The 22,282-nt window shown below is 38.1% G+C and carries 20 protein-coding genes; 8 read left to right on the top strand and 12 right to left on the bottom strand.

Translation table 11 applies throughout. The features are described from left to right. Nucleotides 1-207 precede the first annotated feature (207 nt). The 8 genes from ASE74_RS09290 to ASE74_RS09255 form a co-directional block, all read right to left on the bottom strand. Nucleotides 208-684: a 4'-phosphopantetheinyl transferase superfamily protein gene (locus tag ASE74_RS09290; protein WP_055907591.1), complete on the bottom strand. Its 477-nt coding sequence runs from the start codon at nt 682-684 to the stop codon at nt 208-210. Continuing rightward, nucleotides 671-934 (bottom strand): acyl carrier protein, encoded by a 264-nt coding sequence (locus ASE74_RS09285; RefSeq protein ID WP_055907588.1) that lies wholly within the window; start codon nt 932-934, stop codon nt 671-673. The genes ASE74_RS09290 and ASE74_RS09285 overlap by 14 nt, the downstream gene beginning before the upstream one ends. Continuing rightward, complete coding sequence (locus ASE74_RS09280) at nt 931-2,205, bottom strand: beta-ketoacyl synthase (RefSeq protein ID WP_055907585.1); 1,275 nt, start codon at nt 2,203-2,205, stop codon at nt 931-933. The genes ASE74_RS09285 and ASE74_RS09280 overlap by 4 nt, the downstream gene beginning before the upstream one ends. Continuing rightward, a complete protein-coding gene (locus ASE74_RS09275) occupies nt 2,198-2,638 on the bottom strand; it encodes a 3-hydroxyacyl-ACP dehydratase FabZ family protein (protein WP_055907584.1) in 441 nt (146 codons plus the stop codon). The genes ASE74_RS09280 and ASE74_RS09275 overlap by 8 nt, the downstream gene beginning before the upstream one ends. 30 nt (nt 2,639-2,668) lie before the next feature. Next, nucleotides 2,669-3,721: a type III polyketide synthase gene (locus ASE74_RS09270; RefSeq protein ID WP_055907581.1), complete on the bottom strand. Its 1,053-nt coding sequence runs from the start codon at nt 3,719-3,721 to the stop codon at nt 2,669-2,671. Continuing rightward, on the bottom strand, nt 3,718-4,431 hold the full coding sequence (locus ASE74_RS09265) for a methyltransferase domain-containing protein (RefSeq protein WP_055907578.1): 714 nt from the start codon (nt 4,429-4,431) through the stop codon (nt 3,718-3,720). Before ASE74_RS09265 ends, ASE74_RS09270 begins: the two co-directional genes overlap by 4 nt. Beyond that, nucleotides 4,432-5,562, bottom strand: a complete 1,131-nt coding sequence (locus ASE74_RS09260) for an NAD(P)/FAD-dependent oxidoreductase (protein WP_055907609.1) — start codon at nt 5,560-5,562, stop codon at nt 4,432-4,434. A gap of 689 nt (nt 5,563-6,251) precedes the next feature. Further along, a complete protein-coding gene (locus ASE74_RS09255) occupies nt 6,252-7,391 on the bottom strand; it encodes a sterol desaturase family protein (protein ID WP_055907606.1) in 1,140 nt (379 codons plus the stop codon). A 220-nt stretch (nt 7,392-7,611) separates the two neighbouring features. Between ASE74_RS09255 and ASE74_RS09250 the strand changes: the two genes are divergently transcribed. The 4 genes from ASE74_RS09250 to ASE74_RS09235 all read left to right on the top strand — a co-directional run bounded on the left by ASE74_RS09250 (nt 7,612) and on the right by ASE74_RS09235 (nt 12,789). Beyond that, nucleotides 7,612-8,766 carry a carboxypeptidase-like regulatory domain-containing protein gene (locus tag ASE74_RS09250; protein WP_055907575.1) on the top strand — a complete coding sequence of 385 codons (1,155 nt, stop codon included), beginning with the start codon at nt 7,612-7,614 and terminating at the stop codon, nt 8,764-8,766. A 166-nt stretch (nt 8,767-8,932) separates the two neighbouring features. After that, nucleotides 8,933-9,994, top strand: a complete 1,062-nt coding sequence (lpxK, locus tag ASE74_RS09245) for a tetraacyldisaccharide 4'-kinase (RefSeq protein ID WP_055907572.1) — start codon at nt 8,933-8,935, stop codon at nt 9,992-9,994. After that, nucleotides 9,966-10,781, top strand: a complete 816-nt coding sequence (locus tag ASE74_RS09240) for a purine-nucleoside phosphorylase (RefSeq protein WP_055907569.1) — start codon at nt 9,966-9,968, stop codon at nt 10,779-10,781. The genes lpxK and ASE74_RS09240 overlap by 29 nt, the downstream gene beginning before the upstream one ends. A gap of 1 nt (nt 10,782) precedes the next feature. Next, nucleotides 10,783-12,789, top strand: a complete 2,007-nt coding sequence (locus tag ASE74_RS09235) for a putative porin (RefSeq protein WP_055907566.1) — start codon at nt 10,783-10,785, stop codon at nt 12,787-12,789. Between the two features lie 219 nt (nt 12,790-13,008). Here ASE74_RS09235 and ASE74_RS09230 read toward each other — a convergent pair whose 3' ends face one another. Together ASE74_RS09230 and ASE74_RS09225 are read right to left on the bottom strand one after the other, a co-directional pair. Next, entirely contained in the window at nt 13,009-13,749 is a 741-nt protein-coding gene (locus tag ASE74_RS09230; RefSeq protein WP_055907563.1) for an outer membrane beta-barrel protein, read from the bottom strand. A 282-nt stretch (nt 13,750-14,031) separates the two neighbouring features. Continuing rightward, entirely contained in the window at nt 14,032-15,213 is a 1,182-nt protein-coding gene (locus tag ASE74_RS09225) for an asparagine synthetase B (protein ID WP_082458716.1), read from the bottom strand. Between the two features lie 233 nt (nt 15,214-15,446). Here ASE74_RS09225 and ASE74_RS09220 point away from each other — a divergent pair, with 233 nt between their 5' ends. Continuing rightward, nucleotides 15,447-15,908, top strand: a complete 462-nt coding sequence (locus ASE74_RS09220; RefSeq protein ID WP_055907558.1) for a peptidylprolyl isomerase — start codon at nt 15,447-15,449, stop codon at nt 15,906-15,908. 151 nt (nt 15,909-16,059) lie between these two features. Then, complete coding sequence (locus ASE74_RS09215) at nt 16,060-16,602, top strand: DUF5606 domain-containing protein (protein WP_055907555.1); 543 nt, start codon at nt 16,060-16,062, stop codon at nt 16,600-16,602. Nucleotides 16,603-16,661: 59 nt separating this feature from the next. On the opposite strand, the gene ASE74_RS25330 is transcribed toward ASE74_RS09215, so the two are convergent. After that, the gene (locus ASE74_RS25330) at nt 16,662-16,790 is read right to left on the bottom strand and encodes a hypothetical protein (protein WP_255352031.1); all 129 of its coding nucleotides are present in this window, start codon (nt 16,788-16,790) and stop codon (nt 16,662-16,664) included. 81 nt (nt 16,791-16,871) lie between these two features. Further along, entirely contained in the window at nt 16,872-17,345 is a 474-nt protein-coding gene (gene rlmH / locus ASE74_RS09210) for a 23S rRNA (pseudouridine(1915)-N(3))-methyltransferase RlmH (protein WP_055907552.1), read from the bottom strand. 111 nt (nt 17,346-17,456) lie between these two features. Here rlmH and ASE74_RS09205 point away from each other — a divergent pair, with 111 nt between their 5' ends. Both ASE74_RS09205 and ASE74_RS09200 read left to right on the top strand, forming a co-directional pair. After that, nucleotides 17,457-19,271 (top strand): DNA mismatch repair protein MutS, encoded by a 1,815-nt coding sequence (locus ASE74_RS09205; protein ID WP_055907549.1) that lies wholly within the window; start codon nt 17,457-17,459, stop codon nt 19,269-19,271. A gap of 271 nt (nt 19,272-19,542) precedes the next feature. Next, nucleotides 19,543-22,281, top strand: coding sequence for a DUF1553 domain-containing protein (locus ASE74_RS09200; RefSeq protein WP_055907546.1), 2,739 nt, complete (start codon nt 19,543-19,545; stop codon nt 22,279-22,281). Nucleotide 22,282: the final 1 nt, after the last annotated feature.

Here is a 22,282-nt window from a genome sequence, read left to right as displayed (position 1 = left end):
TTTTCATATTGCCAATTAAAATTAATAGTTTTTCTAATAGCCTCGCTGCGCTCGGTCTAGAATTCTACTTTTAACTGGTCTGAATTTGGGGAAGTGCACATTGCCCGCAGATTGCGCAGAAAATACCGCGGATTTAGGAGGCTTTAGTGGGTTTTACTTTTGTAATAAGAGTTGACAACTTTTCTTGCCACCCTGTGAGTAAAATTGTCAACTCTGGAGTTCATACACCAATGCCAAAAACTGGCCATGATGGCTTACACAACCTGGCTTCGTGCTTTTATAATCAAACAAATGATCTGGAGCTTTGTAAATCGCAATGTGGGTGCAATTCAAATGTACAGCCTCTGCGGTGGCAATGGTATGCAGATAATGGGTGTAAATATCACTTTTAGTAAAATAAGTGTGTCCTTCAATATGCACTTCGCCAAAAGTTTGGTTGGTATCAGGGTGAATTATACACCTTAAACTCGTCGGTGCAAAACTCCTGATGCCGGTTTTACGGTTATAAATTTTATAGGCTGCTTCTTTCATGCTCCACAACAGCCACACCATTTCATCAGGTTTCTGTGATGAGGTAATGAGTAGCTTTTCTTCAGCGGTAAAAATTTTGTCAAGATAGTTCCTCCGTCGCCAGTTGCTCTGGGTTTTGGCTAAACCCAAATCAACAATATCATTGCCCAGCATTGGCTTCCAGTTTTTGCGTTATAATTTCTGTGGTCGCTTTTACTGTGAGCATTTTCGCCATCGAATCGTTGTCTATCTCAATGTTAAATTTCTCTTCAATATCCAGGATAATATCCACCAGGTTGGCCGAATTTATTTTCAGGTCGTTAATAAAATCCGTGTTTTCGTCGATATGGGCAATTGCCGATGTTTCTTCGCTATAAGGCTCAACAATTGTTTTTAGGGCTTGGATAATCTGTTCTTTATTCATGGGATGTATTTTTTAAAGATAACGCAGGCATTAATGTCGCCAAATCCGAAACTGGCTTTAGCTAATATATTAATTGGTTGTTCAATTAGGGTTTGTGGAATGCTTTTTACATCGATCAATGCACTAATCTCAGGATTTAAATCTTCACAATTGATGTTGGGGAAAATAAATCCTTCGTGCAATTCCAATACCGAGGCAACACATTCTATACTTCCAGAGGCTGCAATACAATGACCGATCATGCCCTTTAACGAATTAATGTAAGGGAAATTTTCGGTAGGTAACTGTAAGGCTGTTTTCCAGTTTTCTATTTCAAAAGCATCTTTCGAAGTAGCGGTAAGGTGACCGTTAATTACATCTATTTCGTGGGCTTTTATGCCTGCATTTTGCAAAGCAGCCTGTATGCAACGCTGAACGGCAATGGGGTTTGGGGCCGTCATGGTGCCTAATCCCCGCTGACCGCCAGAATTAACATGACCGCCAAGCACCTCACCATATATTTTGGCCTTTCTGGCTATTGCACTATCGAGCGATTCTAAAACCAAAGACCCTGCTCCGCTTCCGGGTACAAAACCACTTGCTGTGGTACTCATTGGCCTGCTACCTTTTTCTGGCTCGTGGTTATGTTTAAAGGTGCAAACTTTCATGGCATCAAAACCGCCCCAAATATAAGGTCCGCTATCGCTAGTACTGCCTGCCAGCATTCTCTGTGCCTGCCCGGTTTTAATCCTTTCATAAGCCAGTAAAATACTTTCTGCACCGGTTGCGCAGGCTGATGAGTTGGTGCTTACCTGGTTTCCTAAACCAAGTTTACCACTTATAAAAGCACTTACCCCACTGGCCATTGTTTGGATCACCACAGAACTTCCAAGTTTTTTAATTTCGAGGTCATCAATTTTGTTAATTGCCCACCTAAACTTATCTATACCCGAAGTACCCGTGCCAAAAATTGTTCCGCTGTCCCAATCCGGCTCATCGTTGTTTTCAATTGCAAAACCTGCATCTTTCCAGGCATCTAAACCTGCAATTACGCCATAAACTATACCGGTACTGTTTAAATTCCGAAGTTCGAGTGGGGTAAAATATTCACTGATGCGTTCATCACTTAGTACTGGTTTCCCGGCAATCTGGCAGGAAAAATTTAAGGCTTCCAGATCGGGCTGATGGCGGATACCTGAAGTTCCCTTTTTAATGGCATCTGTAAATTCAGCAACAGTTGTACCATTGGGTGCACATACGCCTAATCCGGTTATAACCACTCTGTTATTCATTTCCTGTAGAAATTAACATTCCAGCAATATTTCCTTTGCAAACCACTTTGCCTGCAGCATTTTCCATTTTAACATTACATTTCAACTTATTAAACCTGAAATATATTTTCTCACTTGTTACCGTTACCTGTTCGCCTGGGTAAACCGGAATTAAAAAATCAATTGCGTTTGATGTCATGGCTACAGACATATTTAACGCTTTATCCGGTAAGAGGTAAATCCCTAAACACACCAATCCAATTTGTGCCATGGTTTCGGTAAGCACTACTGCGGGGGTAACCGGGTTGTTTTTAAAATGACTTTCGTAAAAGGATAGCTTTTCATTATAAGTAAAAATTCCTTTCGCTCCGTTTTGATCAACATGCAATAAATCATCTACAAATAAAAAAGATTTGCCATAGGGGAGTTTAGCCAATATTTCTGCGTTTGTCATGATGGGAATTAAATAACTGAATGATTGATTTTACCATTGTAAAAGTATGCGCTGTGCAGAAAAACCTGGTCCAAAGCTTAGCATCAATCCTTTTTCTCCGGTATCAGGCTTTTTATCCATAATCTGTTCTAAAACATACAGTACCGTTGCGCTGCTCATATTTCCATATTGCCTCAATACTTCTTTCGTTTCATTAATGTTTTTGCCAAGCTGTCCAAACAGTTCATCAACGGTCTGAATAATTTTTTTGCCACCTGGATGAAAGATCAAGTGGTCTATATCATTGATGCGCAAACTATTTTTGGCTAAAAAGGGGTGGATGATATCGGGAAAATGATTGGCAATGGTTTCGGGCACGGCAACATCCAGTACCATTTGTAAACCGGTATTGGTGAGTTTAAATCCCATCATTTCTTCAGCATCATAAAAATGATACATTTCTTCGGCTAAAATTTCGGGGCCACCATCTTCCTCGTTCGAACTCAACAGCACACAGGCAGCACCATCGCCAAATATTGCGGCACTTACAATGTTGGCCATCGAAAAATCGTTCAGTTGAAAAGTTGACGTAGGCGATTCTACTGCTACAACCGCGGCACGTTTACCCGGATTGGCTTTTAAGAAGTTTTTAGCATAAATCATCCCCGATACCCCGGCTGCACAACCCATTTCTGTAACCGGCAGGCGCACAATATCCTGCCGAAGTTTGAGTAAATTGATTAAATATGCATCTAAAGAAGGGATCATAATCCCTGTACAGCTTACTGTGATGATATAATCTAAATCTTTTGCCTGCCAACCTGCTTTATCAAGTGCCGAGGTTAAACATTGTGTGCCCAGTTTAATGCCTTCCCTAACATAAATATTGTTCCGCTCCTCAAAACTTAAATCACTGAATACTTCCTCAGGCGACATTATAGAATAGCGTTTATCAACCGCTGCACCTTCAAAAATCTTTTTTACCTTTCTGATAAAACGCTCATCCTGATCCTTTAACCAAAGATCAAGAAAAGGTAAGATTTCATCCGTTGATCTGGAGAATTCGGGCAAGGCTTTACTTACTGCTTTTACGGTTACGCTCATATTGTTTTAATTATCCATTGGTAACGGAAAGCCCATTTCCATCTTATCGAACTCGATTTAAGGTTTAATTGTTTGCTATATTTAATCAGATCAGCCTTTTTAAATCCACGCAGAATAGATACCAATCCATCCTCGCGCGACATATCATTTAAACGGAACACATAACACAAGGCCTTAAAAAGATTATAGGCAATAGCGCTTCTTTCTAAATCGTTAATCACAATGCCCATTTTTGCCGATTTTTTGAAATTCTCCAATAAGCCGATAATCTCTTCATCTTTGAAATGATGTAATGTTAAGGTGCAAAGCATTATATCGCAGTCTTCGTTTTTATCCAGGTCATCAAAAATATTGCTGCACTGGTAAGAGATATTCTGATAGTTGTGCGATAAACTTTCTGCATGTTTTATAGTAAAGTTATTGGCATCTATTCCTTTTAAAATAAAATTTAAACCTTTGCTTTTTGCATAATCGGCCAATGTGCGTAGCATATCACCATTTCCACATCCAATATCAGTAATACGTATAAGCTGATCTTTTGGTTTGTTTTTAATAAGGCTTTTAATGCCATCGAGCGTAACTTTATTGCCGCCCAAAAGCTGGTTTATTCTTGCTATTTTGTCTAATGCATCGCGCAGTATTTCACCTTCCATGGCAAAATCGTCCATAATTTCGGGTGCTGTGCTTCTGTTCGTGGTATCTACAGCCATTTATTGGGGGATATTGATAGGTTTTCCATGTGTTTGTTTGATGATTTGCTTAAGTAGAAAAGGAATCCGCGTTAAGGTGTTCATTGCAAAACCCTCTAATTTATTGTTTCTGAGCAATGCAGATAAAACCCTGCCCATTTTTAGCCGGGTTTTAAATTCCCTGTTCCATTGTGAGGTATAATTTTCTTCCAATGCCGCACGTGAGGTTATTTTACCTTTAATTTTTTGGTGCAACAATACAGAAAGAAGCTGAGCACTGTGTATCGCCATTGCCATTCCATTTCCACAAAGCGGGTGAATCAGTCCTGCGGTATCACCAATCATTAATATGTGTTTATAAACAGGTTCTTTGGTTTCGAAAGAAATCTGACTGATGGTTAATGGGGCGTCAAATATAATTTCTGCCTGCTCGAAAATATTTTTTAAATGTTTGTTCTTGTATAGAATTTTTTCCTGGTAAGCCACAATATTTTTATGTTTTTTAAAACTGTTGTAGTCTGCCAGGTAACAGATGTTCAGCTTGTTGTTTTCTACTTTCGATAGGCCACAGTAGCCTCCTTCAAAATTGTGCAGACTTACCACATGATCAGGAAAATCGGCTTTGTAATGTGCTTTAACTGCAAGATAGGGAGATTGTTTGTTGATGAAATTCCGGTTGAGTTTAACATCTATGGCTGATCTTTTTCCATAAGAACCGATTACGTACGGCGCAATGTAAGTGCTGTTGGTAGTTTCTACCATAAATTGATCGTTAGCAAAGTCTATTTGCACTACACGTTCGTGGATAACCTTAATGTTTCTTTTAATAAGCTCATTGTAAAGGTAATGATCGATGGTATAACGGCTCAAACCAAAACCACCAAGTGGGAGTGCTGTTTGTATACTTTTGCCTGAAAGGGAGGTAAATAGCAAATCGCTAATGGATGTAGGATTTAGATCTTCCGTGTGTAAACCAAGCCACTTAAAATAGGGTAATACCTCATTCGAGATGTATTCGCCGCAAACTTTATGATGAGGATAAGTATCTTTCTCAATCAGTGTTACATGTATGCCCAGTTTGTTTAGGTGGAGCGCAGCAGTTAAACCGGCCAAACCACCACCAATGATTAAAATTTCTGTTTCGGGCTGCATAAAATTAGATGGAATGCTAATATAACATTTAAACCATCTGTTTTGTTCCGCATCCATATTTTAACTGCTGGAGTTTTAGGAATGGATAAATAGATTAGGGCTTCGTTGTTAAAAGCGACGAACTATACAATGCCCTTTTCCGAACGAGTGCTTAAATAGCTTACCCAATTAATCGTTAAATTTAGCTTTAATTCAAAACCCTTAATAGTAGCAGTGCCCAACTTTATTAAACAGGATTGCAGCGGTATCCTTTTGTTTTTTTCAAAACAAAAGATTTAGCAGAAAGCCTGACTAACATTAATCATAGCTATTGCCCCTGCTTTCCAAATAATTTTGCTTGATGGTTTCTTCGTTAGGAAGCGACGAACTATACAACGCTCTTTACCGAACAAGTGCTTAAATAGCTTACCCAATTAATCTTTAAATTTAGCTTTAATTCCAAAACCCTTGATAGTAGTAGTGCCCAACTTTATTAAACAGGATTGCAGCGGTATCCTTTTGTTTTTTTTAATACAAAAGATTTAGCAGAAAGCCTGACGAACATTAATCTTATCTATTGCCCCTGCTTTCCAAATGATTTTGCTTAATGGTTTCTTCGTTAGGAAGCGACGAATTATAACAACGCCCGTTACAAACGAGCATTAGCGTCAGTTTAATCTTTAAATTAGCTATGCCCCACAGCAAGATATTTATCTATCACTCCGTTCTTCCATATTTAAATCCGTATCAAACGGACTTTTAGTAAATGGATAAATAGATTGTTTAACAAAACCTTTCGGGTAAGCCGCTTCGTGCACGCCTGTTCCGGCTGGCCATTCTTTGCCTGGTAAATAATAGGTGCCAAAAATCATATCGATAAATGGAAATATCGAAGCAAAGTTATGTCCGTAATATTTTGGGTCCTCACAATGGTGCCAGTGGTGATATTGAGGTGTAGTAAAAATATATTTAAGCGGACCGAAGTTTATGCGTGTGTTGGCATGAATGAGTACGGCATGGATGGCAATAAAAATAATGTAAACGTTAAAAACTGTCGACGAAAAGCCCAATACATACAGCGGTATAAACGTCATGGCGCGGGTAAAAAAGATATCGATAAAGTGTGTACGGCTACCGGCCAGCCAATCCATATTTTGTGTAGAGTGGTGTATAGAATGGAAACGCCACAACGATACCCGCGTATGGAAGAAACGGTGTGCCCAGTACTGAAATAAATCTGTACTGAAAAACGCCAGAAACAATGCCACAATAAAAGGCAAACCCTGCACCCAGGCATGAAGCTTATCTAAACCCATCCAGCCGAAAAATAACACAGCAGGTTTTTGCGTAACAATACCAAAAAACTGAATAAACAGGTGACTGATTACAAAGTAAGTTAAATCGGTACGCCATTCTTCGTGAAATTTAGTTTGTTCATTGTTTTTTGGGAAAAACAGCTCAAGCGGAACAAATATGGCAACCATTAAAAGTAAATCTAAAATCATCCAGTCTAAACCGAAATGCCAGCTGGATTTAGCCACATCTCTACCTTCTACACTTAATGCACCAAGTACAACAGCCAGTGCACCTAAAGCAAAACCAGGCCATGCCCATTTTACTTTTTTACTGAGAATTAAACTTAACAGCGAAAAAAAGAAACAGCCAATAACACCGCCAAGCATTAAAGCTTCCATACTATCTTTAGTGTATATTTCGCGGAATTCGGGAGTGGTTAACTTCTCTGGATAATGGAAGCAAAGGATGCCCAATAACGCCAGCACAGCTAAAAAAATAGAGATATATCCGCTAATCTGGCCCTGGCCTATTACTAATCTTTTATTTGGAGACATTAAATTGTTTTTTTGGTAGACAACAATGATAATAAAAAAATTAAAATAACTGTTCATTGAATTGTTATAGGTTAGCTCATAATCGGTCAATTGCTAAATCAATTTACGATGATAACGGTAAACCATTACCGAAAATTTATGCTGCATTTTGGTTATTTATTTAGAATAAGTAAATTCACCACAGATAACCAAGTAATTCCCTAAATAACGCCTCAAACCTATGCCTTACCGTTCAAAAATTATTTTACCCTTCTTATTCTGCTGTTTATTTTTTTTGCATGCAGCATGGGCACAAAAAATAATTAAAGGGCATGTAATTAATCATGTAAATAAAGGCATTGCGTCTGTATCCATTTATAATAAAGGAAAATTGATTGCATTGAGTGATGAAGAAGGTCAATTCAGTATCAAAGTAGATTCGCTAAATAAAGGGCAGTCGCTTTCTTTTAGTTCGGTTGGTTACGAAAGCCGTTCGGTTAAGGTTGATGATAGTCAAACTGATGACCTTACCATAAAATTAAAGGATAAATACGTTACGCTAAATGATGTGCAGATTTATTCTTCCAATTTCGTTACTACACTCGTAAAGAATGCAATGGCGCACCTTGCAGATACAGGCGTGGTGAGTAAAAAGATCCTTTGCAGGCAATATTTAGTTAAAGATGGCAAATATAACACCTTTGCCGAAGGCGTACTTAATCTGCATACCGACGAATACAAAAACGATATCAAATTACAGCTTGAAGGAATTAGAAGGCTTAAAGATTTAAGAAAATCTAAAACTGTAAAAATTAATTATGCGGTAGATTTAAGAATGGAGCTCAAATCTTACTTTGTAACTAACCTTAATGATAATATGCTCAGCGAGGATAACGATTATGAAATAGAAGGACAGGTAGATTACGAAGGAACAAAATGTTATAAAATCTATTTTAACAGGGCAAGAAACGTATTGTATAAAAGGAAAAGCGGGTGGATTTACATCACGGTTGATAAACACCTGATTAAAGGGATGGAGAGTAATATTGCCACGATTAACAAAAGTATGATCTGGATCAATAAACAGGATTACACGATTGAAAATGGATTATCGCACCTTAATGCTACCTACTTAAAGTGTAATGTAGTAGCCGGATTATTCTCGGAAGGGGAGCCCTCGGCAGAAATGGAACTGCTTTTTCTTGATGATATAGAACCTGAACAGAAAAACAGTAATAATTTCTCCACCTTTAAACTCAGACAGGATTTTTATCAATACCCAAAAAAGAACAATGCCGAACTTTGGGCATCCCTTTATCAAAAACATAACCTTTCCATTCCAAAGGTGATTGTCGAAACCTATAAATCAGATCAAGATATATTGGAGCAATTTTAAGTGGATTTGGTAAATTGTTTCAATTGCTTAATTGAAGGCAAGGTACACAACTCCCAACTAAAAACTCCCTATTTCCCTCTCCACCAAACCATTTCCTGCGCTTAAGGGTTGCTCTATAGGCTGATGCCTTTCTTTTTTAAATAATCAGTATTTTTGAAACCACGATATGCTACTTAACTATCTACGCCTTTTACTGCTTCCTTTTTCATTAATTTATGGAATGGCCGTTACACTCCGCAAAAAATTATACGATTGGGGCTTAATCAGGTCTGTAAAATTCGATTTACCCGTAATCTGCGTAGGCAATCTGGCTGTAGGCGGATCGGGCAAAACACCAACAACCGAATATCTGGTGAGGTTACTGGCCGATTATAAAATAGCGATATTAAGTAGAGGCTACGGTCGCAAAACAAAAGGATTTATCCTTGCTGATGACAATGCAACTGCCGAAACCATTGGAGATGAACCGTTACAATACCATCAGAAATTTGCAAAGGTAACCGTTGCTGTTTGCGAAGACCGCGTAAATGGAATTAATCAGCTCAAAGAAAACCATGATTTAATTATCCTTGATGATGCCTTTCAGCACCGTGCAGTAAGGGCGGGTTTTAATATTTTGCTTTTCGAATTTAGAAAATTGGGCACTCTGCAGTTCCTCTTGCCAGCAGGTAATTTAAGAGATGTTTTCTCGTCACGTAAAAGAGCCGATGTGCTATTAGTCACTAAATCGCCAGTGCCCTTGTTACATGTAGCGCAACAAGCTTCAATAAACGAACTGCAACCCGATGCAAATCAGCCGGTATTGCACTCCTATTTAAAATATGGCCACCTTGTTCATTTATACAATAAAGAAAGCCGCGTACTCGAATCGATAAAAGATTGCGAAATTTTTCTATTAACAGGTATTGCCAATCCAGAACCATTGATCGAAGAACTGGGTAAATATTCCAAAACCATTAAACACGAAGAATTTCCTGATCATTATGCCTTTAAAGAAGCAGATATCAGCAAATTTAAAAGTGCATTTTTGGCCGGAAATAAAAAAGAAAAAATCATCATCACAACAGAAAAGGATAGCAAACGTTTAAGAGCTACCGGATTTGAAGATTTACTGGTAAATTTACCTGTATATTATTTACCCATCGAGGTTGAATTATTTGAAGAAGATAAGATTACCTTTGACGAACTCATTTTAAACTATGTTAAGAGCAATAGAAGAAACCGTTGAATATATAAAACGTAAAACAGAGAACTTTAAGCCCGAAATAGGCATTATTTTAGGAACAGGCTTAGGAGGCCTTGTGAAAGAAATCGAAGTTGAACATCAGTTGATGTATTCTAATATTCCCAACTTTCCTATTTCAACATTAGAATTTCATAGTGGTAAATTAATTTTTGGAACGTTAAACGGTAAAAAAATTATTGCCATGCAGGGGCGTTTGCATTATTATGAGGGTTACAGCATGCAGCAAATTACGTTCCCTGTTCGGGTAATGAAAGGATTGGGCATCGAAAACCTGATTGTTTCTAACGCAGCAGGATCATTAAACCCCGAATTTAGAAAAGGCGATTTAATGATTATTGAAGATCACATCAACCTGCAGCCTGATAACCCTTTGCGCGGTATTATCGAAAGTGACCTTGGTCCACGTTTTCCGGATATGAGCCAACCTTACAAACGCGATATTATTGCAAAGGCTTTAAACATTGCGAAAGAAGTTGATATTAAATGCCATAAAGGTGTATACGTTGCCGTTACGGGGCCGAATTTAGAAACCAAGGCAGAATACAAATACCTGCGCTTAATTGGTGCCGATGCTGTGGGGATGAGTACCGTACCAGAAGTAATTGTGGCCAACCACGCAGGTTTACCAGTTTTTGCCATTTCTGTTTTAACTGATGAAGGTTTTCCTGAAGATTTGCAACCCTTTGATTTAGATGAAATTTTAGCTGCTGCGGCCAAGGCCGAACCAAAAATGACAGAAATTTTAACCCGCTTAATTGCCGAACTTTAAGATGCGTAAAGTTGTTCAGATCTGTTTTTTACTGTTTGTGCTATTGGGCATCAACAAGGCTTTTGCTCAGGATTTAAAAACCAATGTTGGTACAAATAAAGAACTCGATTCGGTTAGGAAAAAATTGGATGGCGGAAAAGATTCAGTTGTTTTTACTGCAAAATACATCCGTTTTACCAAACTATCGCTAAGTAAAGATAGCATTGTACTATTGCCTTTAGATACCACTACTACCAATATCCAGAATTACAGTCCGCTTTTACAACCCATGCACCCCACCATAAGTACTGGTAACATGGGTTTGGCAGCCCGGCCATTATTGTTTGAGCCCAGTAAAAGAATCGGGTTTGATGCAGGTTTCCATTCGTTCGACTATTACGCGTTAACACCAGAAGATATTATTTATTACCAGGCCAGAACCCCTTTTACGAGTTTGTATTTTGTGAGTGGCGGCAAAACAGAGCAGCTTTTTAGGGCAATTCATACACAGAACATCAAGAAAAACTGGAATGTTGGCGTAAATTTTAACCGTGGAGATTCGAAAGGGTTTTATGCAAGGCAACGTGGTGATAATTTAAATGTGGCGGTATTTTCATGGTACCAATCGCCAAGTAAACGTTATAATATGTGGGCATCAGCCATTTTTAATACCATGCGTGGTTATGAAAACGGTTCAGTGGTTGCTCAAAATATTTTTGATCCAGGTTACAACAAGATCAGCAGAGATGCCGAAGCCATCAACTTATCAGATGCGCGCAACATGTACAAAAAGAATACCGTGTTTTTAAAACAAACCTATTATGTAGGGCGGATTGATACTTCTGCCAATGCAAATAATGCTGTTTTGCCAACCAATAAGGTTACTTATACTTTTGAGTACAATAACGAAAGTTACGATTTTTATAAAAATGGTACCGATCCGAACAATGTTTTACCTCCCGGCATAAACAGCACAACTTTCACAAATGATTCTACCCATGTGCAGCACTTTAAGAATGAATTTATATACAGTTTCTTTTTACGTCCAAAAAATTCATCACTCATTAAAAATGAGCTAAAGGTTGATGCCGGCATCCGCCATGATTATTATAAACACGAGTTTTTAGGAATTAAACAAGATGGTAAGTATTATGAGCAAAGCAGATTTGGTTATCAAAATATTACCATTTTAGGTGCCGCAGGATACAGGTTTTCGAATAATATCGATATTAACTTAGATATACAGCAAATTTTGCAGGGTGAAAATGCAGGTGATTATCTGTACGAAGCCAAAAGTAAAATCCTGTTAGGAAAAACCATCGGAAGGATAGAATTAGGTGCCTATGTACAAAACCAAACACCAGCCAGAATTTTCGATTACTACCATGGCAACCATTACCAATGGAGCAATACTGATTTTAATAACACTAAAATCGCCAATCTATCTTTTAATTACATCAATGATAAATATGGTTTTAATGCAGGAGCTAAATATTTCCTAACCAGTAATTACCTGTATTTTGCAGCAGATCACAGCAATGGTACAACAGCCATTCTGCCAAAACAGGAAACAGCTGATATCAGCCTGATCAGGTTTGATGTTTCCAAAAAATGGAAGTTTGGCAGGTTTATAATGGAAAATTATTTAGCCTATCAAAAAACCGATAAAAATGCAATTTTAAGAACACCCGAATTTTATACCTATAACAGTATTTATTTCGACAATACCTTTTTTAAAGTATTAAAAGCCAATGTAGGTATCGATGTAAGGTACAATACCGAATATGCAAATTATTTGTATTCGCCAGCAACCTCACAGTTTTATATAGATGAAACCAATCCGGTAACTTTTGTTTCTAAGCCGATTGTAGATGTGTTTTTTAAAGCCAATTTAAAACGTGCAAACCTTTTTGTTAAATACGATTTTATCAATCAAGGCCTTTTCCAAAATGGTTATTACACTGTAAACAGGTACCCTATGCAAGATGCCTTATTAAAGTTTGGTGTAAGCTGGAACTTTTACGATTAAAACCAGGCTTGATTTAATAAATTCTTTATCTTTTTTACGGAGAGCGCTTGCATTTGCTATCGCGAAATTATTGCAAAGCTTGTGAAGCATGTATCAAAGCAACCATAGTAGATTGTTCTCGTGTTTATGCCAATGCGGTTCTTATTTGCCTGATTGCATATAAAAAAAAGCCGTGCTGATGATATATCAGCACGGCTTTTAATTTTAAAGGCTTTTATCTTAGAAAGAATAACCAACTGAGAAACCCAATACACGGTTAGTTAATTTATTTGAATTAGCCTGTCTGTCTTTAGGTGTTAAATCTGTTAAACCTAAACCATAGTTTGCACCAACTAAAAATCCTGAGTTTGTACGGTAAGCTAAACCAAAGTTTGCACCAAATTCGGTACTGTTATAGTTTTTATCACTTGCACTACCGAATGATAAGTCTCTATCGTTAGATGTGGTAACAGTAGAACTGTTATTGTTAGCGTTATTTACTGTTGTAGTAACCGTTTCGCCTTTATCTTTACCAGAAATGTTGAAACCTATATAAGGACCAGCACTGATTTGAACGGCACCAGCATCACCTGTAGGGATTCTAAACACAGCGTTAACCGGTACTTCAATAGTCATTAAATTTGTTTTTACGGAACTAGTGGTAGTAATTGTATTGCCCAAAGCCGTATTGGTAAGCACAGATTCAAATTTATTACCTTTGTTTTGTAATGAAACACCCGGTTGGATGAAGAAATTGTTTCCTACACCGAAATCACCAAATGCAGTAACGTTAAAACCAACATTGTTTTTTGCATTGTCGTTAAAATTATTTGCTGCGGCATCATCACCACCAGCGTGGAATTTCGAAAGGTTTACACCAGCTTTAATTCCGAAACGGGAAGTTTCTCCGGTCATTTTTGTTTGTGCAAATGCACCTGTTGCTAATAATAAAACTGAAGCGCTTAATAATAACTTTTTCATAATATTTTTCTTTTAGAAGAATCTTGTTTAAAAAATCAGGTTTATCCTGTTGTTAATTACAAGCCTCAATTCCAAAAGCTGTGCCAAAGTATCAAGTCTGTTACAGTTTAGCGGGTAAGCTATTGATTTACAGCATATTTTTTATCTACATTAGGTATATATACGCTACAAAAATGAAATACCCAACACGCTAACTTTGTGTATACATAATAGGAATGTACCGCATTATACAGGCAGTTTTGATAAGTTTTGTATAATTATGCCAAAGATTGAAGAAGCAGATTAAGTTTTTTGCGGTTTCTTTTTGGCCGCAGGAAAAAGCACATTGTTTAAAATTAAGCGGTAACCTGGCGAATTTGGGTGCAAATTTAAATCAGTTGGAGGGTCGCCAACAGCATGCTGATAATCTTCCGGATCGTGACCACCATAAAAAGTAAACTGTCCTTTACCAATTTCGCCATGTAAATAACGTACTTCAGCAGCTCCTTTATTTTCGCCCAATACCGTAACGCTTGTTTTAACGAGGCTTTTTCTAAAGGCAGTGGTTTGGCCCATAAAACCTTTAATCACTTTATCGTGATCTTGCGTAAGCATGGTAGGAACAAGATCCCACTTGGCCGAGAAATCGAAAAGGGTAAAATAATCATTGCTTTGGTTTAAAGTTCGGGTTTGCGTGGCATCAATGTCCGAAAATTCGTAATTCATAGGGTTGTTATCCAGCTTAAAATTCTGAAATGCCAATGTTTTATTAAAATCCAATTTGGCCTGTGCATTAGGATCTGCTGCATCGCCATCAAACATTTGCGCACAAATATCCACCCCATCTGCGGCCAGCGCAATATCAAAACTATCCGTACCAGAGCACATGGCAAACAGAAAGCCTCCACCAGCACAGTACTCTTTAATGTGTTTGGCTACGGCAAGTTTCATTTCTGAAACTTTTTTATAACCCATGCGCTTGGCAAGGGTTTCCTGATTTTTAACATCTTCCTGATACCAGGTGGCATACCTGAAATTGGCCCAGAATCGACCATATTGCCCGGTAAAATCTTCATGGTGCAGGTGCAGCCAATCATATTTGCTCAGTTTATCCTGAAGAATATCGTCATCATAAATTACCTCATACGGAATTTCTGCATAAGTTAACACCAGCGTAACGGCATCATCCCAGGGGAGTTTACTTTTTGGCGAGTACACTGCAATTTTTGGTGTTTTCTCCAATTTAACCATTTCCATGTTTACCGACGGATCACTGATTTCGTTTAAAAGATTGGTTACCTTTCCATCAGCCAGTACTTCGTAAGAAACCCCGCGGATTTTAAGCTCATCCTCAACCGTTTTATTATACTTAATTAGAAAGCTTCCGCCGCGGTAATTTAGGAGCCAGTCAACTTCCAGCTGTTTACTGATTGTCCAGTATGCAATACCATATGCTTTAAGGTGGTTTTTTTGGTCTTCATCCATATAAATTAACAGTGAAGAAGCCCTTAACCCTAATGAGCAAAGCAGGCAAATAAAGAGTATATAATATTTCTTTGTCAAATCGATAGACTTAAAACACTAAAATACCGCATTTAAACTGGATAGAAAAATTTAATGATGTTATAAGTTATACAATTTTGTTATTTTTGCCCTCTACTAAAAAAATGCGATTGTTTTTTAGTCGGATTAAATTTAAAATTAGTACTGATATTAATATGAGTAAAGCAATAATAAAAACAGAAAAAGGCGAATTAACTGTAGAATTCTACGAAAATGATGCGCCAAAAGCCGTTGCAAACTTTAAAAAATTAGCTAAAGAAGGCTTTTATGATGGGGTAACTTTTCACCGTGTAATTCCTAACTTTATGGTTCAGGGTGGATGCCCTAATTCAAAAGACCCGGCTAAAGCACATTTGGCAGGTACTGGTGGCCCAGGTTACAAAATTGATTGCGAACTTGATGGCGAAAATCAATATCACGATCGTGGTGTATTATCTATGGCACATGCTGGCCGCAACACTGGTGGTTCACAGTTTTTTATCTGCCATAGCAGAACCAATACTGCTCACTTAGACCGTAACCATACTTGTTTTGGTAAAGTTGTGGAGAATGTTGATCTTGTAGATGATATCCGCCAAGGTGATAAAATTTTAAACATCGAAGTTTTAGAAGACTAGAAATAGATACTAGATTTGAGACATTAGATTTGAGACTTGATTCTCTAAATTGGTGCTCCTATCTCATTTAATAATTGAACAAAGAGTTTTAGTTATTTGATCTGAGTGATTTCTCATTTCTTATATCTCAAATCTCATATCTCAAAAAAATATGAATTTAAGAGGAATTGTTGCCGTATCTGGCAGACCGGGTTTGTTTAAACTGGTTGGACAAAATAAAGTGGGTTACATTTTAGAGGGTTTAGATGCTCAGAAAACTAAAATTGTAGCCAATATCACAAATACTAAACTGGCTTCGTTGGAAGATATTACGGTATATGGTGAAGATGAAGAAATTAAACTGGCAGATATTTTCGCCAAAATTTCTGCCAAAGGAGCTACTCCTGATTTAAAAGGCGATTTACGTGCTTATTTCCTTGAAGTAGCACCAGGCCACGATCAGGAGAAAGTTTACGCTTCGGATATGAAGAAAATCATTACCTGGTATAACTTATTAAAAGATTTGCCATTGTTTACGGAAGAAACTCCTGAAACACCAGGTACACCAGCTGAAGTTAAATTATCAGAAGAAAAAGCAGCTTCAGATAAGAAACAAAAAGCTTCAGGAACCAAATCATCAGCAAGTGCTAAAGCAACTACCAAAACTTCGGCGCCAGCTAAAAAAGCAAGCATGACAAGTAAAAAAGGCGTTTAAGCTTTATTTAATTGTTTTACAGAACACCAGGCCATTCGTCTGGTGTTTTTTTGTGGAATTTAATCGAAGAAATAATAAAGCAAGGCTACAATTACCAAAGAAGCAATAATGCTGATCCATAGGTATTTATTGTTGCCGTTTTGATTGCTCTTATATCTGTATTCCCGTTTATATTTATCTAGTAACATCTTTTTTTGTTTAATGATGATTTTCGTTCGCCATTTCCACACCGCTATTTGCTTTTCGGGCCAACCAGGTAATTTTTAGTGTTAAGCGTGGTGGTAAGGTTCTCCCTTTAAAATACTAAAGCCCCGGTAAAGCTGCTCCACAAAAAATAACCTGATCATTTGGTGCGAAAAGGTCATATCAGATAAAGAAATTAAACCATTTGCCCTTTTGTAAATGCTTTCTTCAAAACCGTACGGACCGCCTATAATAAAAATTAAATGCTGAACACTACCGATCATCTGTTTATTTAAATAGTTGGAGAACGCCACTGATGAGTACTTTTTTCCTTTTTCATCCAATAAAATAACAACATCGCCATTATTAATTTGTTTGTGCAACAATTCGGCTTCTTTGGTTTTTTGCTGTGCTTCGCTAAGATTTTTAACGTTTTTTACATCCGGCAAAGCCAAAAAGCTGAAGTTAATGTAATGTTTTAGGCGGTTAATGTATTTATCAATTCCTTCAATCAAATACTTATCTTCTGTTTTGCCAATGGCGATCAGCGTAATCTTCATTTAATATTTCCCTATCTTTAGAATTTTCGAGATTCAAACTTAGATAAAATTGTAACAAATAGTATAATTTATCGATCTGAAACCTCCGAAAGTATATTTATTAATCCAGTCATGTTAAAACAGCAAACAGAAATAATAGCCGGTTACGATCAGAATATTAAGCAGGTAATAGCAGATATTGATCAAACAAAAAAACTGATCGATCAGCTTTCTTTTATCCGTATCGGTTTGTTTGTAGCAGAGATTATACTGTTTATCTTTTTAGTTCAATCTGCAGATGATGAATTACGCACATTAATACAAATTGGCTTACTGGTGCCGGTAATCATTTTTGCATTGGTTGTGCGCAGGCAAAGCATTCTCGATCGTGAAAATGATTATAAAAAGCAGCTTTTGTGGGTGTATGAAAATGAATCAAATATTTTAAACGGAACCGAAAACGGTTACGATGCTGGTAAAAACTTCCAATCAGAACTTCATCCCTATAGTTCTGATCTTGATATTTTCGGAAGCGCATCGCTCTTTGCGCTGGTAAACCGTTGCAGTACCAAAAGTGGAAACGACCTGCTGGCCAAAAGCTTTGCAGAAAAACCGGTAAAAAATAACATCATTCAGCGGCAGGAAGCAGTAAGAGAAATGGTGGCTAAAATAGCCGATACTTTTAGTTTCCGAGCAAACCTGCATGGCTACGATCCTGAAAGGATAGAACTGATTAAAACACAATTGAAGCACCAGCTTGGTGCGCAACTGGAGTTTGTTGGCAGTAAAATTTTAAGGTTGTACGTTAAATTTGTGCCTTATATCATTATTGCCCTTGTTTTGGCTGCGCTATTAGTGAGTAGTGTTTTCTGGAAAATACTGATATTGCTCTGTATCATTCATGCCGGGTGGAATGTTTTATGGGGAGCGAAGATCAATAAAGTTTTTTATAGCTTCGGAGGAAGCTCAAGCCTGCTTAACGGTTATGCCACGGCTATTTTGTGGACAGAAAATCAAGACTGGAAAAGTAGCTATACGCTGAGTTTACTGGATTCGAAAATTCCTGCCAGTAAAGAGATTAAAGCACTATCTAAAATTATCAAGAATTTTGATGCCCGCCTAAATATGATCGTTGGCGGAATTTTGAATGCACTTTTATTATGGGATTTAAGGTGCTGTATCAGCTTGGATATCTGGTACAAATCGTCATCAAAAGAGGTAATTAAAGCGCTTGACCATTTGGGCAATTTTGAAGAAATAATATCACTGGCCACAACGGCTTATAACCAGCCCAACTGGGTTTTTCCTGTGCTTACCGATCAATTTGCATTAAATGGTACTCAAATCGGACATCCGTTAATTGATGAACAATTAAGGGTGAGCAATGATTTTAACCTCGAAGCAAAACCTACTGTTGATATTGTAACCGGATCGAATATGGCAGGGAAAAGTACCTTTTTGCGTACGTTGGGTATTAATATGGTGTTGGCTTATGCAGGTGCACCGGTTTGCGCAAATGCCATGCAGTTATCGGTATTTTCGATTAACACTTACATGCGGATTAAAGATTCGCTGAATGAAAGTACATCTACATTTAAAGCCGAGTTAAACCGCCTTAAAATGATCCTTGATAATGTGGTTAAAGATAAAGATACTTTTGTATTGATCGACGAGATGCTTCGGGGTACCAACAGCAGGGATAAATACCTGGGCTCAAAGGTTTTTGTGCAAAAGTTAATTGCCGAAAAAACACCGGCACTTTTTGCCACACACGATCTGCAATTGGCCGATCTTATTTTAGACCATCCTGAAACGGTGCGTAATTTCCATTTCGATATCCAGATTACAGCCGGCGAAATGAGATTTGATTACCAATTAAAACAAGGCCCTTGCAAAACGTTCAATGCCGCAATCTTGTTAAAAGAAATCGGTTTATCGCTTGATTAGCGTTTCCTGTTGGATAATGGTTTAGTCAGGTGCTGTGCTGTTGAACGAGTTATCGATTTTAAAAAGCTTAAAGTAATATAATCCATCTTTTGGGCAAATTAATGCATTCTTAACTAAATTTTTTTTCTTCATCTTTGGTTTAAGCGAGGGTTAACAAAGGGGCTATTTAGCCAATTAACGCAATTTGTTACTTTGATTATTGTTTAGTATTGTTTAACATTGTGTATAGATGTTAAGTTGCTAAACATTAGTTTAATTTATACTAACCAAAATGTTGTTGAAAAAGAAAATGTTGTTTGCCTCTGGCTTTCTGCTAATTGCGACTGCTTTAATTGCCTTTTCGCTTTTTTCTTCTGAGAAAGAGGTTGATTTTAACACCCAGGTTAAACCTATTTTAAATAAAAAATGCATTTCGTGCCATGGTGGCGTTAAACAGCAAGGTGGTTTTAGCGTGCTGTTTAGAGAAGAAGCACTTGCCAATACCAAAAGTGGTAAGCCGGCAATTATTCCCGGTAATGCAGAAGCCAGCGAATTTATAAAACGCTTAAAATCCAACGATCCCGAAGAAAGGATGCCTTATAAACACCCTGCCTTAAATGGTGAGGAGATTGATGTGTTAAGCAGCTGGATAAACCAGGGCGCAAAATGGGGGCAGCATTGGGCCTACGTAAGTGTTAAACCTACTAATGTGCCTGATGTAGATAATGACTGGGTGCGCAATGACCTGGATAAATTTATTTTTGCAAAACTCAAAGAAAACAAGTTCGAACCTTCCAAAACAGCCGATCGGGCAACTTTATTAAGAAGAGCGAGTTTGGATCTGATTGGTACTTACCCTTCAGAAAAACTGGCGAAATTTTACCTCAATAGCGAAAACGAACCTCAGGCATACAGTATATTGGTAGATAGTTTGCTGGCATCGCCAAAATTTGGCGAGCGTTGGGCTTCTATGTGGCTGGATATTGCCCGGTATGCCGATACAAAAGGTTATGAGAGCGACCCTAACAGAAACATCTGGAGCTACCGCGATTGGGTGATTAAAGCCTTTAACCGGGATATGCCATATGATCAGTTTATCACCGATCAGATTGCTGGCGATTTATTCCCCAATCCAACCGATGCTCAATATATTGCTACCGCTTTTAGCCGGAACACGCCCACCAATGATGAAGGTGGTACAAACAACGAAGAATTTAGAACATCGGCAGTGTTGGATCGCGTTAACGCAACCTGGGAAGGGCTGATGAGTACAACGTTTTCTTGCGTACAGTGCCATAGCCATCCATACGATCCTTTTAAGCATGATGAGTATTATAAATTCATGTCGTATTTTAACAATACAAGGGATGAAGATGTGCAGGCCGAATATCCTTTATTCAGGAATTTTAACGATAGCTTAAAAAACGAGTTAAATACTTTAACAAGCTGGGTTAAAGCTGTTGCAGGTAAAGAAAGAGCAGATCAAATGAGTTTGTTTTTAAAAACAGGTGAGCCTACAATAAATTCAACCACGGCTGATCAATTGGTTAATTCGGTAATTGGCAACAATAACATTGCGTTATATTTTAAAAATAGTTCATCGGCCAGGTTAAAATCAGTAAACCTTCAGGATATAGATCAACTGATTCTGCGTTACAACTGTAACCAGCCAAACGGCACAATGAGTTTGCACCTTGGTTCGGCAAACGGACCGGTTATTAAATCGTGGAAACTTGCTCAAACACAGGGTTATGAAAATGTAGCGATTGATTTTCCTAAACAGAGCGGCTTGAAGGACGTATACTTAAACTATACAAATGCCTCGGTAAAAAATCCTGATCAGTTTATGGTGTATTTCGACTGGTTTTATTTTACAAAGCAATTTCCTGGCAAGGGTAAGCCAGAATACGCAGCCAAAAAGAAAACGTTTACTGATTTAATGAATGCCAAGGTGCCTACTACACCAATAATGGTCGAAAATCCTTTGAGCATGCAACGCAAAAACTATGTGTTTGAGCGTGGTGCGTGGACATCAAAGGGTAAGGAGGTAAAAGTTGGGGTGCCAAATTCTCTTGCTTTTGCTATGCCCAAAAATGCACCTGATAACCGCATGGGCCTTGCAATGTGGCTTACCGATAAAAGAAATCCGCTGGTATCAAGAACAATGGTTAACCGCTTGTGGGAGCAGTTATATGGAGCAGGTTTGGTAGAAACCCTTGAAGATATGGGTACGCAGGGCATGGCACCAACCCACCAGGAGCTGTTGGATTTTATGGCTTACCAGTTTATGCACAAATACAACTGGAGCGTTAAAAAAATGTTGAAAGAGCTGGTGATGATGGCCACTTACAGGCAAGACAGTAAGGTATCGGAAGAATTAAAAGAAAAAGACCTTTTTAACAAGTTTTATGCCCGTGGCTCGCGCATCAGGCTTAGTGCTGAGCAGATAAGAGACCAAAGTTTGGCTGTTTGCGGGGTACTGAGCAACAAAATGTATGGCCCGCCAGTAATGCCCTGGCAGCCCGAAGGAATTTGGTTTTCGCCTTATAGTGGTGCCAAATGGATTACCAGTGGTGGCGAAGAACAGTACCGCAGGGGTATTTATACTTATTGGAAAAGAACGGCCCCATATCCATCAGCTATTGCTTTCGATGGGGCATCGCGGGTAGTTTGCAGTCCGCGGCGAATCCGTACCAACACCCCTTTGCAAGCCCTTGTTACCTTAAATGATAGTGTTTACATCGATCTGGCCAGAAAACTGGCAGCACGTATGGATAAGGTTGGCGGGAACAGCAGCAAATCAAAAATTTCAAAGGGATATGAACTCATTTTATATAAAGTAATCCCTCAAAACCGGTTAAAAATATTTGAGGATTTATATGCCCAAGCTTTTGATGAGTTTAAAAAGAATGCGGCTAACGTATCGGCTTTTATGGGCGATAAACAAAAGAAATACAAGCCAGAGGATGCAGCAATGGTTTTAGTGGCAAATGCAATGCTCAATCTGGACGAAGTGGTTACCAAAAATTAAT

The sequence above is a fragment of the Pedobacter sp. Leaf216 genome, from assembly GCF_001421515.1.
Lineage (GTDB): Bacteria > Bacteroidota > Bacteroidia > Sphingobacteriales > Sphingobacteriaceae > Pedobacter.
This window is presented reverse-complemented; position numbering and strand designations above follow the sequence as displayed.

Coding starts and splice junctions, on each gene's coding strand:
- ASE74_RS09290 (WP_055907591.1), bottom strand. CDS start 684: ATGCTGGGCAATGATATTGTTGATTTGGGTTTAGCCAAAACCCAGAGC.
- ASE74_RS09285 (WP_055907588.1), bottom strand. CDS start 934: ATGAATAAAGAACAGATTATCCAAGCCCTAAAAACAATTGTTGAGCCT.
- ASE74_RS09280 (WP_055907585.1), bottom strand. CDS start 2,205: ATGAATAACAGAGTGGTTATAACCGGATTAGGCGTATGTGCACCCAAT.
- ASE74_RS09275 (WP_055907584.1), bottom strand. CDS start 2,638: ATGACAAACGCAGAAATATTGGCTAAACTCCCCTATGGCAAATCTTTT.
- ASE74_RS09270 (WP_055907581.1), bottom strand. CDS start 3,721: ATGAGCGTAACCGTAAAAGCAGTAAGTAAAGCCTTGCCCGAATTCTCC.
- ASE74_RS09265 (WP_055907578.1), bottom strand. CDS start 4,431: ATGGCTGTAGATACCACGAACAGAAGCACAGCACCCGAAATTATGGAC.
- ASE74_RS09260 (WP_055907609.1), bottom strand. CDS start 5,562: ATGCAGCCCGAAACAGAAATTTTAATCATTGGTGGTGGTTTGGCCGGT.
- ASE74_RS09255 (WP_055907606.1), bottom strand. CDS start 7,391: ATGTCTCCAAATAAAAGATTAGTAATAGGCCAGGGCCAGATTAGCGGA.
- ASE74_RS09250 (WP_055907575.1), top strand. CDS start 7,612: ATGCCTTACCGTTCAAAAATTATTTTACCCTTCTTATTCTGCTGTTTA.
- lpxK (WP_055907572.1), top strand. CDS start 8,933: ATGCTACTTAACTATCTACGCCTTTTACTGCTTCCTTTTTCATTAATT.
- ASE74_RS09240 (WP_055907569.1), top strand. CDS start 9,966: ATGTTAAGAGCAATAGAAGAAACCGTTGAATATATAAAACGTAAAACA.
- ASE74_RS09235 (WP_055907566.1), top strand. CDS start 10,783: ATGCGTAAAGTTGTTCAGATCTGTTTTTTACTGTTTGTGCTATTGGGC.
- ASE74_RS09230 (WP_055907563.1), bottom strand. CDS start 13,749: ATGAAAAAGTTATTATTAAGCGCTTCAGTTTTATTATTAGCAACAGGT.
- ASE74_RS09225 (WP_082458716.1), bottom strand. CDS start 15,213: ATGGATGAAGACCAAAAAAACCACCTTAAAGCATATGGTATTGCATAC.
- ASE74_RS09220 (WP_055907558.1), top strand. CDS start 15,447: ATGAGTAAAGCAATAATAAAAACAGAAAAAGGCGAATTAACTGTAGAA.
- ASE74_RS09215 (WP_055907555.1), top strand. CDS start 16,060: ATGAATTTAAGAGGAATTGTTGCCGTATCTGGCAGACCGGGTTTGTTT.
- ASE74_RS25330 (WP_255352031.1), bottom strand. CDS start 16,790: ATGTTACTAGATAAATATAAACGGGAATACAGATATAAGAGCAATCAA.
- rlmH (WP_055907552.1), bottom strand. CDS start 17,345: ATGAAGATTACGCTGATCGCCATTGGCAAAACAGAAGATAAGTATTTG.
- ASE74_RS09205 (WP_055907549.1), top strand. CDS start 17,457: ATGTTAAAACAGCAAACAGAAATAATAGCCGGTTACGATCAGAATATT.
- ASE74_RS09200 (WP_055907546.1), top strand. CDS start 19,543: ATGTTGTTGAAAAAGAAAATGTTGTTTGCCTCTGGCTTTCTGCTAATT.